Origin of the sequence: Cyanobacterium sp. HL-69 (genome assembly GCA_002813895.1) — a bacterium.
Lineage (GTDB): Bacteria > Cyanobacteriota > Cyanobacteriia > Cyanobacteriales > Cyanobacteriaceae > Cyanobacterium.
On sequence record CP024912.1, the window covers coordinates 874,361 to 889,281 of the forward strand.

Genomic DNA, 14,921 nt, shown 5'->3' on the forward strand with positions numbered 1-14,921 from the left:
AAATTAGATCTTAGATAAAACTTGTTTTAGATTTTCTAGGTCAATGGGTTTAGAGATATAACCATTCATTCCTGCATTCAAGCATAAAGTGCGATCGTCTCCCATAGCCCCCGCCGTCATGGCAATAATATGGGGTTGTTTGTTGGGAGGATGATTTTTCCTAATCCAGCGGGTCGCTTCTAAACCATCCATCTCTGGCATTTGCACATCCATTAAAATAACGTCATAGTCTTGACGTTGTATTGCTTCGATAACTTCTAATCCATTGGATGTCACATCTGCTGAGTAGCCTATTTTCTTGAGGTTTAGTACGGCTACTTTTTGATTGATGGTATTATCTTCTGCTAGGAGTATTTTAAGGGTTTTATTATGGGAAGATGGTTCCGATTCATTGGTACAGGTTTCTTTATTTATGGGGGCTATGTGCCTAAGCGCAGGGACTTTAATGGTAAAGTAAAAAGTCGCTCCCATGCCTATTTCACTTTGTACCCAAATTTTTCCTCCCATATTTTCCGTTAATAATTTACTGATAGCTAATCCTAGCCCTGTACCGCCATATTTACGATTGGTGGCCGAGTCAACTTGACTAAAAGACTTGAATAATCTATCTTGTCTTTCTTTAGGAATACCAATGCCGGTGTCTTTAACCGCAAATTGAATTTGATATTCATTATCTTTGGTATTATCAATTTTAAAACCGTTGATGGTTAAACTTACTTTTCCTTTTTCTGTAAATTTAAGGGCATTTCCCAAAAGATTAACCAAAATCTGACGGATACGGGTTACATCTCCCATAAATATTTGAGGAAGTTTTGAGGAGTAGTCATAATTGAGGTCTAGGTTTTTCTTTTTTGCTTGAAATTGTAATAAATCCAAGACGCTTTCAATACATTGTTGAAGATTAAAGGCTTGGATTTCTAAATCTAGGTTTCCTGACTCAATTTTGGAAAAGTCGAGAATATCATTGATAATGGTTAATAGACTATCGCTACTACTGCGAATTATCTCGACAAAATTTCTTTGTTCTGGGGTTAATTCTGTATCTAATAATAAGCCTGTCATACCAATTACCCCATTCATGGGAGTACGAATTTCGTGGCTCATCATGGCGAAAAATGCACTCTTAGATTTGGTGGCACTTTCGGCGGTTTCTTTTGCTTGGACTAACTCTTGCTGGATTTTGATGCGATCGCATATGTCACAAATAAAGCCATGCCAAACAATACTACCATCGGGCTGTTTGGTGGGGGTTGCCTGTGCCGAAATCCAAATAATACTACCATCTTGGCGACAAATTCGATATTCACAATACCAAGGAGTTAGTTTTGTGGCGGATTCTTGAGTGGATTGATTAACCAATTCCAAATCTTCGGGATGAATTAAGTTAATTATGGGACTGGCATCTTCGATGACATCCTCTGGCTTCAATCCGTATATTTCTTGAATGGCATTACTGGCATAGGGAAGGCAAGAAGTACCATCGGGGCGAAGGCGATATTGATAAATTAACCCCGGAATGTGCAAGGCAATTTGATCTAATCTTTGCTTAAATTCTATTAGTGCTAGTTCCGTTTGACGGCGATCGCTTATATCCGTTATCATAGCCAAAGCTCCGAGATATTCTCCCCTTTCGTTAAGATTGGGAGTAGTAGAAACGATCGCCCATAAATCAGAGCCATCTTTGCGACTAAATCGGAAATCATGTTGTTCTTTAATACCCTGAGCTCTTTGTTTTAAATACTTTTGAGCTAATTGTTGGGCTTCTTGATCCATAAAATAAAATAAAGGCTTACCCAACATTTCCTCTGGACTATAACCCAATATCTGTGCCATTTGAGCATTCACAAAGTTGGTTTTACCCTCCTTATCAATCATCCAAATCCCCTCGGTGGTGGTTTCTACGATACGGCGATATTTTTCTTCACTATTTTTGCGCTGGGTAATGTCAATAATGGTACCAAAATAACCAGTTATGTTTCCTTCTTCATTTTTTATACTGACTCCATGACCAGAAACCCAGTAAATTTCTTGAGTTTTTTGATTCACAAAACGATAGTCAGAGGTGAAAAGAACATCATTAATAATTGACTGATGCCACTCTTCAAAAACTCGCTCTTTATCCTCTGGATGTAATGCCTTTGCCCAACCTGTACCCATAGCGTCTTCATATTCCATGTTCGTCATTTTGAGCCATTGAGGATTAACATAGTGACAAAATCCTTGCTCATCGGTTTGAAAAATTCCTACAGGAGCATTATTCACTAAAATTCTAAACTTTTCCTCACTTTCTTTGAGAGCCGTTTCGATAATTTTTCGGTAATCAATATCGCTATGGGTACCGATAAATCTTACTGGTTTGCCCTCTGAATCTTTTTCTATGACTTGCCCTCGGTCTAAAATCCATTTGTACTGACCATTTTTACAGAGCATTCGATGCTCATTTTGATAAATGTAAGTTTCACCGCGCAAATACCTTTCAATATCCTCATAACAAGAGTCTATGTCGTCAGGGTGTACCCTGTCGCTCCACTCCTCGAGGCGATCGCTTATTTCCTCATCTTCAAAACCCAACATTCGTTTCCACTGCTTAGAAAAATGAACTTCATTGGTTTGAGGATTCCAATCCCAAGTACCATCCCCAGAGCCTTCTACAGCTAATTGCCAACGGGCTTCACTTTCCCTCAAAGCCTGTTCTGTTTTTTTGCGCTCAGTAATATCGAGAATCGTTGCCAAAAAAACTTCCTGATTTTCTTCTTTGATTAACTGTAAATGAACTTCTACGGGATACAAAGTGCGATCGGCTCTTTGATGAATGGTTTGATATATTAATGAATCTTTTTCCCCGGTGCGTAGAGGTTCTATTTTTGTTTGAAATTGCCCCCAATCAAGCTCTGGTTTAATATCCACCATAACCATTCTCTCTAGGGTTTCCATATCGTACCCTAAGTTATCGATAGCTTTTCGATTGGCATATAAAATGCGTAAGGTATCGGCAGAAAAAACTATAACTTCATTCAGGCTTGATTCTAAAAAGTAAGCTAAACGATTACTTTGAGCTTGAATATTACTATTTTTCGTCACATCTATGATCAAGTCTTGCTCATCAGAAGCAACCAACGGAGGATTAAAAGATCGAGTTTTTCTGGTATCAATGCTTTCTAACAAACTATTGGGAGTAATAATACCAATTCCCTTACCGTTGTCATCCACAATGGGTAAAATCTTGATTTTCTCTTGGGAAAACAAAGTAATTAAATCATCAATATCCTCTAATTCATTACTTCGACGAGAGACAAATTTTTTGGTCATTACTTGGGAAACTGAAACGGATTCCAAAGGTAATTTTTGAGCCAACCATGAAATTATATTTTCTGGATAAATTAATCCTACTAGATAATTATTCTCTTCTACAAACGCACAGCTTGATTGTGGAGTTGCTTTTTTACTCTCATCATCCACACTGTTTTTCCGGTTTATCTTTTCGATAACTTTAATAAGTTTTACATCAGATGCAACAATGACAACATTTTTTTGAATGTAGGACGGCGGTAAATTCATTGTTTGTTAATGGCATGGGCATATCTTGTAATGGTATCTTATGAAAGAGTATGTAGAGAAAATAGATCAAAAAAGCCCCCGCAGGGGCATAAATTAACTCAATTATTTGTTGGCACGGGGTTGAATGACTCCAAAACCACCATGATTTCTGATATAGATTACGTTAATCTCATTGCTTTCTTTGTTACGGAACATATAAAAGTCGTGGTCAACTAATTGTAGTTGCTCTTTGGCTTCATCAATGCTCATAGATTCCATGGCAAAGTATTTCATTCTGACTACCTCTTCTGGTAGTTCCGCGTGGCGATCGCCTATTAAACTACCCTCTACAGGTTTTTCTTCAATGGCCTCCACGGTTTTTTCCACGGGGTGAATTTTCTTGTCGAGATTTCTTTCTTTATATTTGCGCAATTGACGAGTAATTTTGTCGGAAACTAAATCAATACTGGCATACAAACTTTCACTATCTTCTTGCGCTCTAATGATTGTACCGTTAGCATAAACAGTGACTTCAGCTTTGTGTTTATTACTAATACGAGCGTTACGGGCTACAGATAAGTGAACGTCAACTTTACTAGCTAAATTTTGGAAATGTTTAACTGCTTTTTCTAATTTTTCCTCCACATAATCATGGATAGAATCAGTAACTTCGATATTGTTTCCTTGAATTAATAGTTTCATAATTTATACTCCATTTTACGCGCAATATTAATATCTCAACTTAAGTATTTTGTTGGATATTTTTTCATTTTTTCTTTTAACAAAAACTAAAAGAAGTTAGCTAGTTTTGTCTTTATCGTATCTAATCTACATGGCTTTTAGCTATATAAGACTTTTTTTCTTGGCTATTTTTTTTCTTGATCATGTATGTTTTAAGGCTTAGATATAACTATTAAACAATTGCTTATTAGTTAATAATTCCTCCTTTTTTCTCTATACTAATACCATAACACTTTTATGATCTAAAAAGCACCTATTTTTAACTTATTTTTAGGTTTACTCTTTTTGTGTAAAGTTTGATTACAAAAGCTCTCTGTTGTAACAAATTGTCTCTATTCTCCAGAAAATAGGAGAAATAATTAACGGTTTAAAAGCTCTGGAATAAACCACGGAGAATGAGTGATGGATCAGGTAATAAGTGATGAAAGTTTGAAAAAAAGAGTTTTCCCTGATATTTTTAAGGAATATTATTAATATTTATTTACATTAACGATGCCCAAAAAAACTAGATTTTGTGGACTCATTCTAATTAGTACCATACTAACCATTACTCCTAACTACTTTTATCATATAGTAAAACCCGTTCAGGCTCAAAACCAACCCCTAAAAATTGTTTATCCTCCCAATAACCATCAAACCCTTGCCCCGTCAATTTTTTTAATCGGTTCAGCCCCCCAAAATGCCACCGTATCAGTGAATGGACAGAGTATCGATACATCAGCCCAAGGATTTTTTGCCCCTAGTTTCCCGCTACAGATGGGAGAAAATACCTTTGTAATTCGTTCTCAAAATCAAGAAATCAGGAAAGTAATTACGAGAAATTCTAGCGAACCTAGTCAGCAGGATTTGAACAGTTTAGCCCCTAATTTACTCTATCCCGCCGTTGACATAGCCCGATTACCTGATGAATTGGTGTGCTTCGAGGCGATCGCCCCTAAAAATGCCCAAGTATCCGTCAGATTAGATCAAAATACCATTAATTTGCAACCTAGCGAAACCGTAGTAAATCTCCCACCTAATTCCGCCATTTTAATAGCTAATAATACCCCAGAAATAATAGGCGATCGCCCATGGACTGCCATGAAAGGATGTCAACAACTCGACAACCGTAGTAGGGTAGAAAATCCCGTCTTTGTCATGGAATATCAAGGGCAGACTATCACCCAAAACCAAGTCGGAAAAATCGAAACCCTTTCTCCCCAAAACCTGAGAGTAATCGAAGTTACCGCCGAAAATGGGGTTTCTCGCACAGGCCCTAGTACTAATCATTCTCGCCTTACCCCCCTACCCCAAGGCACCCAAGCTCAAGTCACAGGCACAGAAGGAGAATGGCTCAGACTTGATTATGGCGCATGGATAAGGGAAAATGAAACCCGTACCCTACGCACCCAAGCCCCCCCAATCAGTAACATTCGCAGTGTCAACTCCCGCACTACCCCCCAAGGTACAGAAATTATCTTCCCGTTACAAAATCCTGTACCCATCACCATCACCCAAGCCGATGACACCTTTACTCTCTCTCTCCATAACACCATCGCCCAAACCGATACCATCCGTTTTGATGATAATCCCCTCATTCGTCGCCTCGACTGGCACCAAGTAAACCCCACCCAAATTGACTATATTTTTAGGCTTAAAACTTCTCAGCAGTGGGGCTACGATGTCCGTTATCAGGGCAATAATTTAATTTTGACTCTAAACCACCCTCCCACTATTTCATCGGCAGAAAACCTACGGGGAGCAACCATATTATTAGATCCAGGCCATGGGGGTGATGAGTTGGGGGCAGTAGGGCTTAATGGTTATCCAGAAAAGGAAATTAACCTTGTTATGTCCAAATTAATCGCTCAACGGTTGAGGGCAAAGGGGGCGGAGGTGGTTTTTACTAGGGAGGATGATAGTTTTGTGTCTCTGGGCGATCGCATGGCAATGATTGATAGGGTTAAGCCCACCCTTGCTTTATCCATCCATTACAACGCCCTACCCGATGCAGGAGATGCCATTAATACCAAAGGTATAGGAATGTTTTGGTATCATCCCCAAGCCCATGATTTAGCCATCTTTTTGCAGGATTACTTGACCACTAATTTAAACCGTCCTTCCTACGGAGTTTTTTGGAACAATCTTGCCCTCACTCGTCCTCACACCGCCCCTAGTCTTTTATTAGAGTTAGGATTTATGATTAATCCTGAAGAATTTGAATGGATTATTAATCCCCAAGCCCAAGAGGAATTGGCTGATGGAGTTGCCGATGGAGTTGCACAATGGTTATCGAAAACTAGGTAAGTAGAAATTATTTCCCCATACACTATTCCCCATGCCCCACCCCCACGGGTGGACTTTTTGATCACAGCCTAAGATAGTATGGAGTAATAAAACTTAAACTTTATTTATGTTTATTAATATTTATCAACCAGACAAGGTGAAAAAGTTTGTTGAGGATAAGATTTTATTCGGCAATGAGCTTACCCCTGAATTGGCAGCTATTTTAACTGTATATTTTGTTCAAGGTATTTTAGGTTTGGCAAGGTTGGCGGTTAGTTTTTTCCTGAAGGATGAATTAATGTTATCCCCTGCCCAAGTATCGGCTTTGATGGGGGTGGCTGCTATTCCCTGGGTGACTAAGCCTGTCATCGGCTTTTTTAGTGATAGTAAGCCTTTATTTTCCTATCACCGTCGTAGTTATCTGATTTTATCAGGTTTTCTAGGGGCGATCGCCTGGTTGAGTTTGGCTACCATTGTAAGCAGTGCCTGGGGCGCTACCATTGCCATTTTAATGACCTCCCTATCCGTTGCTATGAGTGATGTAATCGTGGATTCTGTGGTGGTAGAAAGGGCGAGGAATGAATCTCTGGAAACCGCTGGTTCACTACAATCGGTAACATGGGGTTGTTCGGCATTGGGGGGTATTATCACCGCTTATTTTAGTGGTTTATTATTAGAATATTTCAGCGCCTCTCAGGTGTTTATGGTTACGGCTTGTTTTCCTCTGGTGGTGGTAGGGGTAGCATGGTTTATCATTGAAAAACCTGTCACTGAAAAGGAAGAAACTCCCACCGCTTGGGGGCAAACCAAGCAACTATGGCAGACTTTAAAGCAAAAAACTATTTTAGCCCCTGTAATTTTTATCGCTCTTTGGCAAAGCACCCCTAGTGCTGACTCTGCTTTTTTCTTTTTTACTACTAATGAGTTAGGATTTCAGGCGGAGTTTTTGGGTAGGGTGCGCCTTGTCACCAGTGTTGCTTCTTTGATAGGGGTACTTTGTTATCAGAAATGGCTCAAACAAATTTCTTTTCGGGTAATGTTGGGTTGGAGTGTGGTGTTGTCTTCTTTGTTGGGGATGACGAGTTTAATTTTGGTTACTCATTTTAACCGCACTTTGGGTATTGATGATCATTGGTTTAGTTTGGGTGATAGTTTGGTGTTGACGGTTATGGGACAAATTGCTTTTATGCCTGTGTTGGTTTTATCTGCCCGTCTTTGCCCTGAAGGTATCGAGGCGAGTTTCTTTGCCCTGTTAATGTCTATTTGGAATTTGGGTGGGTTGATTTCCCATGAGTTGGGGGCATTGTTAACAAACTGGCTAGGGGTGACGGAAACTGATTTTTCTAATCTGGCTTTGTTGCTTTTGATTACTAATTTATCTAGTCTATTACCTCTATTTTTGATCAATTTTTTACCTGATTATGATCCTCAAGATGTACCTTCTGTTAATCTACCTATATCCGAGGTTTATGAACATCATAGCCCTGGGGCGATCGCCTCTAATGATATAATGCCCGAAGTGGTTTTATCTTCTGGTAATCGTCGCAAGAATAAATAGGGCATGCTGGAAGTTATTGAGTTAGGTAGGTAATAGTTTACTTTTTTTACCATGGTGGGCAATGCCCACCCTACCTAAGAAAATAATGAAATTCTATATTACTATTGCAATTGTTTCTGGTGTGATCACTTTTTCGTCAATCCTTTGGTATCAAACTTATAATAAATCTGATTCTGTTGATTTTGATCCCGCAATGTTGCACGAAATGGAAAATTACTTCAAACAAAAATTATGCACTCAAATCATGATTGATCAAAGTAATGGTCATAATATAGAACTTCCAGAAGATTGTCCTGCTCACTAGCACGGAAATAATGACTGCACTTTATACTAATTGCTCTTAAGCATTTTGCCTCTTGATTACTAACTTAGAACTACAAAAAGTTAACTAAAATGGGACTTATTTTTTTAGAAAAATGCTCTTGGGGATAGTGTTTTGCTTCTGATATTTTCTTTAATGTAATATTAGGATTTGCTTTGGCAATAGCTTCTACTGGATCGATACTAAGCCAAGGATCATCTATTCCCCAAAGAATTAGACAAGGTTTTTCCCATGTTTTTAACCCTGCTTCAATTTCTTTCATACTATCAAGAAACTGCATTCTTCTAACCATTGTTACCATGGTTCTACCTGCCAAAGAAGAAGTTATAATGGGTTTACGGTAGTAGGCTAAATTTTCATCAGAAATGACATATCCTGCACCTTTTTCGAGAGTTCGATCTACAAATAAAGGATCTTGGGTTATCATATCACCAAGGAAAGGAACGCCACATTGTTTGATTAACCAAGGTACTTTTGCACTGGTAGAAATAGGACTATTTAAAATAATTAATTTATCAATTTTGTCTGGATTTTGGAGGGCATATTGAATGCCAATGGTAGCTAAAAATCCTTGGATTACTAAGCTAACTTTTTCTACTTTAAAGGCATCAATAAAATCTGTTAATGCTTTGATATAGGCTTCGGGAGTGTAGGCAAAATCTCTTTTGTCTGGTTTATCAGAGTTCGCCCATCCTAACCAATCAGGGGCGATCGCACTGTAGCCAGATTCCGCTACAAAGGGCATAATTTCTGTCCAACAAAAACTCTGGGATGGTAAACCATGAAGAAAAAAAATAGGGCTTTTATCTGTTTCTTGAACAGGAAAACAAGAGCGAAAAAACCATTCTACATTACCGACTTTTCTTTTATTTTCTACTATTTTCATTATAGTTTTATATATATTTTTATCTATTTTTCTAACTTTTCAGTTTATCATCAATGTTCCCTGATAAGGTAATGAGCAGTTTAGAATAGTTAGATATTTGCCCTCTAAATTTTATAAACTCTCTGCCTTCGCTGTCTTTGTGTTTAAGGGGAAAAAGAGAAGTTTTAAATTTTCAACCATTGCTCTAATATTTGAAAGTGATATTATTTTATTAAAAAATGAGATATTATAGTTAGGTTTATTATGATTTTTAATAAGTAAATAAATTATCACAAGTGTTTATATCTAAAATAGATTACGAACAATTAGACGCTATTATTTTCGATTTGGGGGGAGTTATTATCGAGGTTGATATGGGTTATCCCTATGATTATTTTGCTCAACATACTTCAGAGGATAAAGATATTTTAATTGAAGATTTAAGGGCGATCGCCCTTGGCTACGAAATAGGAAAAATAGGAGATGAAGAATTTATTAATCAAGTAAAAGAAACTACCAAATTAAATAAAACTGACGAAGACATAAAAATAATTTGGAATGGGATGTTAGGGCAAGTACCATCAAAATTAGGGAAATTATTACATAAAATCAAACAAGAGAAAAAAACCTTTATTTTAAGCAATACAAACCCTATCCATATAGAAGAAGTAGAAAAAAGATTTAAACAATCCATTCCAGAATATCCCCTAGAAACATTATTCGATAAAATTTACTACTCCTATGAAATAGGATTACATAAACCAGACCAAAAAATATTTGAATATATAATCAAAGCCCATAACCTAATACCCCATCGCACCCTATTCATAGATGATAATATCCATAATGTGAATAGTGCCAAAAAGTTAGGCTTACAAACAATACACATGAATCCCCCCATGAATTTACCCCATGTCTTTTCTTCTCTCTACCAAGAAAATAAATAACCTTATCGACAACCAAGCAAAAAATAACCCATAGGGTTTTGCGAGAGAAAACCGTTTAAATATAAAATAAAACTTTCACCACCCACAAAAAATGAATCCTAGCGTGTCAAATCCCCTCAGCCAATGGCGAAAAACAAGCCTCATCGGTAAAAGCGTAGGTTTACTTAGTAATTGGCATCACACCAGTTATTTATTGCAATATTCAGATGCGATCGCCTCTATGCTGGTATGTATATTATTAATATTAGCCCCCTTTTCCAGCACTACCTTCATTGGGGTAATGTTACTCGCCATTAGCAGCTTTTGGCTACTGCTTACCATCGCCGAAACCAACCCCAATCAAATTACCAGCATTCACCTATGGATATTTTTTTACTGGTTAGCCTCTATTATTTCCACCGCCTTTTCCCCCCTCAAAACAGCCTCCTTTTCAGGATTAGTAAAATTTAGTCTTTATCTCGTATTTTTTGCCCTATGTGCAAGGATATTTAAACATAAAAAACTTTTAGAATGGATAGCCACCACTTATCTCCTCATTTCCCTTATTGTCAGTGGTTACGGTATTAGACAAAAAATAATTGGTGTAACCCCCCTTGCTACATGGACGGATACAATATTGCAAACCGCTGATTTGACAAGGGTTTATAGCTATCTAGGCAACCCCAACCTTTTAGGAGGTTATTTACTTCCTGCCATTGCCCTTGGTTTAGGGGCATTAATTTTATGGAAAACCATACCCCAAAAAGCCCTTGCCCTAGTCATCGTTGTTACCAATATCACTTGTATTTACTTTACAGGAAGTAGAGGAGCATGGTTAGCATTAATTGCCCTATTATTTACCTTTTTACTAGGGTTAAATTATTGGTGGGCGGAGTATCTTTCTCCTTTTTGGCGTAAATGGTTAGTGCCGATAATTTTGGGTATATTTTCTCTTTTGATTATTACTGCCATTATTTTAGTTGAACCTTTGAGGTTAAGAATTTTGAGTATGTTTTCGTGGCGGGGAGACAGTAGTAACAACTTCCGTATTAATGTTTGGTATGCAGTATTTCAAATGATGCAAGATTACCCCATCACGGGCATAGGTTTGGGTAATCAAGTTTTTAACCAGATTTATCCTTTGTATATGAAAACTAATTTTACCGCCCTAAGTTCCTATTCTATCTTTTTAGAAATTCCCCTCGAAACAGGAATTATCGGCATTACTTTTTTTATGGGTATCCTTGTATCTGTGTTAAAAAGGGCAATGGCAGAAATCAAAATGTTTAAGGAAGCAAATAAAACCATAGGTATTTGGATAATTGCCAGTCTTGCCGCTTTGGTAGGTTTAGCCACCCAAGGGGTATTTGATACCGTTTGGTTTCGCCCTCAAATCAATACTCTATGGTGGTTATTAATTGGAATTATTGCCGCTTATCCTCTCAATGCAATGGAGAACAGAAAAATTGACAATTAACCATAGACCATGGACAATTAGGGTTATTCTGGCATTGCTAAATTTGGAATAGTATTTTGAAGTCAAAACAACAATATTTTTTCTTTATCCATGAACGATGTTTAATGGAATGTAGAAGTTTTTCAATAACTATCATTAGGCAAAAGCACTAATACATAAAACTTTTAAAGTAAACTATTCTCCACCTTCATGACTTTACCGTTTCATCAAAACCTATCTATCTCATTAGTAGGTTTGTATTTAGGCATCCTTATTCTTGTCTCCGAAATTCTACGGCGTTATTATCAGGCAAACTCAGAAATAACTAGAAAAATTGTTCACATCGGGGCAGGTCAAGTTATTCTGTTAGCATGGTGGTTAAATATTCCTAGTGATCTAATTTTACTGGCATCTATCGGGGCGAGTATTGTGGCAATTCTTTCTTATTTTTTACCAATTTTACCTAGTGTTAATGGTGTGGGTAGAAAGAGTTTAGGAACTTTATTTTATGCTTTAAGTATTGGCATTTTAACCTTTTTATTTTGGGATAAATCTTTACCGCAATTTACAGCTATCGGTATTTTAATTATGACATGGGGAGATGCTTCGGCGGCTCTTATCGGACAAAAATGGGGCAAAAATAAGTATCAGTTTCTTGGGAGTACAAAAAGCTGGGAAGGTTCATTTACTATGTTTGTAGTAAGTGCGATCGTTATTTTGACCATTTTATTTTTTGTTTATCCTTGGCAGTATTATTTTGTAATAGTTGCTTTATTAACTGCTTTAATAGCTACCATTTTAGAAAGTTTTTCCATCGTTGGTATCGATAATTTAACCGTACCAGTTTTGAGTACAATTTTTTGCTACTATTCATTATATTTTTTTATTTAAAAAGAGGATTAATTTTATGTTTCATATATCCATAAAACAAGATGATTATTTAACTTATATTTTAGAAGATAGAGAAAATAATTCTCGCTTGGAGGTTGTACCAGAAAAAGGAGGTATCATTACGGCATGGAAATTGAATGGGCAGGATATATTTTATTTAGACAAGGAAAGGTTTAAAAATCCTCAGTTAAGTGTCAGGGGAGGTAATCCTATTTTGTTTCCTATCTGTGGAAATTTGCCCGATGATATATTTGCCTATGGGGGAAAGGAATATCAATTAAAGCAACATGGCTTTGCGAGGGATTTACCTTGGGAGGTTGTTTCTCAATCCACCGATGAAGCGGCAGAAATAGTTTTAAGGTTGACTAGCAATGAGGAAACTTTATCAGTTTATCCTTTCGAGTTTGAGTTGACTTTTACTTATCAGTTAGTGGCTAATCGATTGATAATTAAACAGCAATACCATAACAAGTCAAACCAAGTAATGCCTTTTTCGGCGGGATTTCATCCTTATTTTTGGTGCCAAGATAAGAATAGTTTAGATTTAGATATTCCTGCTTCTGAATATACTAATAAAGCAGGAGATAAAACTTTTCCTTTTTCTGGAGAACTAGACTACAATCAAGACGAGATTGACATTGCCTTTAAAAAGATTACTGCGGATACTGCTTCTTTTGTTAATCACACAAGAAATATCAAGGTATCATTAGAGTATTCTGAGCTTTTTTCTACCTTAGTTTTTTGGACTCTCAAAGGTAAAAATTATATTTGTCTTGAACCTTGGAGCGCCCCCAGGAATGGTTTAAACACAGGAGAAAGGATAACTAACCTTGAACCTAATACAAAGTGTGAGGGGTATTTTGAAATTAAAGTTAGTAACGTTTAACTTTACTTTTCAGAATTTATGGGTCGCCTGAGATTCGAACTCAGGACCAATCGGTTAAAAGCCGAGTGCTCTACCGCTGAGCTAGCGACCCTCATCGCTTCAACTTAATTTAGCGACATTAACTATACTAACGAAGTTTTTTTAAACATGCAAGTTTTTCGGAGATCTTTTTTAAAGATTGATATGCTTTGGAACTTTGTTGTTTAGTCTTGTTTTAATCATACTACACACAAACCACTTTTAGGGAAAGAGTTAGTAGAAAGTTATCAAAAATTTAAACTAGTGTTAAGGTAGAATGTTGCCAAAGTTTAGTGCGGTTGATGATAGTGGAACATAAAAAGCCTGACCATTTATTTCTATTTTTAGAAGTGTTTATCCAAGAGGGGGGTATCCAATCCTATGTCAAGGATGTGTTGAGGGCATATCAAAAGTTAGATTATCAAGGCCAAGTGTTGGTTTTACGGGATAAGTATCCTGTGGATGATGATTTAATGAGCGGTAATTTGAGGTTTAAGGGTTTTGCTGATGCTTCCCCCATGATGGGTAGAATTCGGTTTATGGTTAATTTATTGTGGGGTTTGATAATCCATCGCCCCCAAAGGGTTTTTTGTGGACATATTAAGCTGGGTGGGGTGACGAGGTTATTTTGTGGTTTGTTGAATATTCCCTACACTGTTTTAACTTACGGTAAGGAGGTATGGGATACTTTACCCCCAAAACCAAGGCAGGTTTTAAATGATGCTAACCAAGTTATAACTATTAGTCGCTACAGTTGCGATCGCATTTACGAATCTAATAACATAGATAAGGATAAAATAGATATTCTGCCCTGTGTAGTGGATGCCCAGAGATTCACCATTGCCCCAAAACCCCCTGAATTGCTGGAAAAATATAACTTGCAAAATAGTAAGGTATTATTAACCGTAACTAGACTATGGTCAGGGGATATTTATAAAGGAGTAGATGTTACTATCCGGGCATTACCGAAGATCTTAAAAATTTATCCTGATGTAAAATATTTGGTAGTGGGTAGAGGAGATGACCAACCAAGACTGAAAAAGTTAAGCCGAGATTTGGGCATCGAAGAAAAAGTAATCTTTGCTGGTTTTGTACCTACCCCCGAATTAGTAAGCCATTACCAAGTCTGTGACGCTTATATTATGCCCTCCCAAGAAGGTTTTGGCATTGTTTACCTTGAAGCCATGGCTTGTGGTAAGCCCGTATTGAGTGGGGATAATGACGGTTCGGCAGATCCCTTACAGGATGGGCATTTGGGCTGGAGAGTACCCCATCGAGATGTGGATGCGGTGGCAAATGGTTGTATAGAAATTTTACAAGGAAATGACCGCCGTTGCGATGGAAAATGGTTACGGCAGGAGACTATAAAAAAATTTAGTTTACAAGTTTTGGATAAAAGATTAAAGGAATTAATTGAGGGGTAAACAAAACAGAGAAATTACGACTTATTGTCTAA

The 14,921-nt window shown here is 37.2% G+C and carries 11 protein-coding genes and 1 tRNA gene; 8 read left to right on the forward strand and 4 right to left on the reverse strand.

The window, feature by feature from the left end; genetic code table 11:
- Window positions 1-3: 3 nt before the first annotated feature.
- Both AA637_RS03925 and hpf read right to left on the reverse strand, forming a co-directional pair.
- The gene (locus AA637_RS03925; RefSeq protein ID WP_446683983.1) at window positions 4-3,558 is read right to left on the reverse strand and encodes a PAS domain S-box protein; all 3,555 of its coding nucleotides are present in this window, start codon (window positions 3,556-3,558) and stop codon (window positions 4-6) included.
- A 102-nt stretch (window positions 3,559-3,660) separates the two neighbouring features.
- A complete protein-coding gene (gene hpf, locus AA637_RS03930) occupies window positions 3,661-4,239 on the reverse strand; it encodes a ribosome hibernation-promoting factor, HPF/YfiA family (RefSeq protein ID WP_446683984.1) in 579 nt (192 codons plus the stop codon).
- A 531-nt stretch (window positions 4,240-4,770) separates the two neighbouring features.
- Between hpf and AA637_RS03935 the strand changes: the two genes are divergently transcribed.
- From AA637_RS03935 to AA637_RS03945, 3 genes are all read left to right on the forward strand, one after another.
- Window positions 4,771-6,564 (forward strand): N-acetylmuramoyl-L-alanine amidase, encoded by a 1,794-nt coding sequence (locus AA637_RS03935; RefSeq protein ID WP_446683985.1) that lies wholly within the window; start codon window positions 4,771-4,773, stop codon window positions 6,562-6,564.
- 106 nt (window positions 6,565-6,670) lie between these two features.
- Complete coding sequence (locus AA637_RS03940) at window positions 6,671-8,101, forward strand: folate/biopterin family MFS transporter (RefSeq protein WP_446683986.1); 1,431 nt, start codon at window positions 6,671-6,673, stop codon at window positions 8,099-8,101.
- A gap of 61 nt (window positions 8,102-8,162) precedes the next feature.
- Window positions 8,163-8,405, forward strand: coding sequence for a hypothetical protein (locus AA637_RS03945; protein ID WP_446683987.1), 243 nt, complete (start codon window positions 8,163-8,165; stop codon window positions 8,403-8,405).
- 70 nt (window positions 8,406-8,475) lie between these two features.
- Here the strand turns inward: AA637_RS03945 and AA637_RS03950 are convergent, their stop codons facing one another.
- A complete protein-coding gene (locus tag AA637_RS03950; protein WP_446683988.1) occupies window positions 8,476-9,309 on the reverse strand; it encodes an alpha/beta fold hydrolase in 834 nt (277 codons plus the stop codon).
- Window positions 9,310-9,584: 275 nt separating this feature from the next.
- Between AA637_RS03950 and AA637_RS03955 the strand changes: the two genes are divergently transcribed.
- From AA637_RS03955 to AA637_RS03970, 4 genes are all read left to right on the forward strand, one after another.
- Complete coding sequence (locus tag AA637_RS03955) at window positions 9,585-10,235, forward strand: HAD family hydrolase (protein WP_446683989.1); 651 nt, start codon at window positions 9,585-9,587, stop codon at window positions 10,233-10,235.
- Between the two features lie 91 nt (window positions 10,236-10,326).
- On the forward strand, window positions 10,327-11,691 hold the full coding sequence (locus AA637_RS03960) for an IctB family putative bicarbonate transporter (RefSeq protein ID WP_446683990.1): 1,365 nt from the start codon (window positions 10,327-10,329) through the stop codon (window positions 11,689-11,691).
- A gap of 189 nt (window positions 11,692-11,880) precedes the next feature.
- Window positions 11,881-12,561 (forward strand): diacylglycerol/polyprenol kinase family protein, encoded by a 681-nt coding sequence (locus AA637_RS03965; RefSeq protein WP_446683991.1) that lies wholly within the window; start codon window positions 11,881-11,883, stop codon window positions 12,559-12,561.
- A gap of 16 nt (window positions 12,562-12,577) precedes the next feature.
- Entirely contained in the window at window positions 12,578-13,447 is an 870-nt protein-coding gene (locus AA637_RS03970; protein ID WP_446683992.1) for an aldose epimerase family protein, read from the forward strand.
- A gap of 19 nt (window positions 13,448-13,466) precedes the next feature.
- Here the strand turns inward: AA637_RS03970 and AA637_RS03975 are convergent.
- Window positions 13,467-13,538 (reverse strand) — tRNA-Lys (locus AA637_RS03975).
- 235 nt (window positions 13,539-13,773) lie between these two features.
- On the opposite strand from AA637_RS03975, the gene AA637_RS03980 reads away from it, so the two are divergent.
- The gene (locus AA637_RS03980) at window positions 13,774-14,889 is read left to right on the forward strand and encodes a glycosyltransferase family 4 protein (protein ID WP_446683993.1); all 1,116 of its coding nucleotides are present in this window, start codon (window positions 13,774-13,776) and stop codon (window positions 14,887-14,889) included.
- Window positions 14,890-14,921 lie beyond the last annotated feature (32 nt).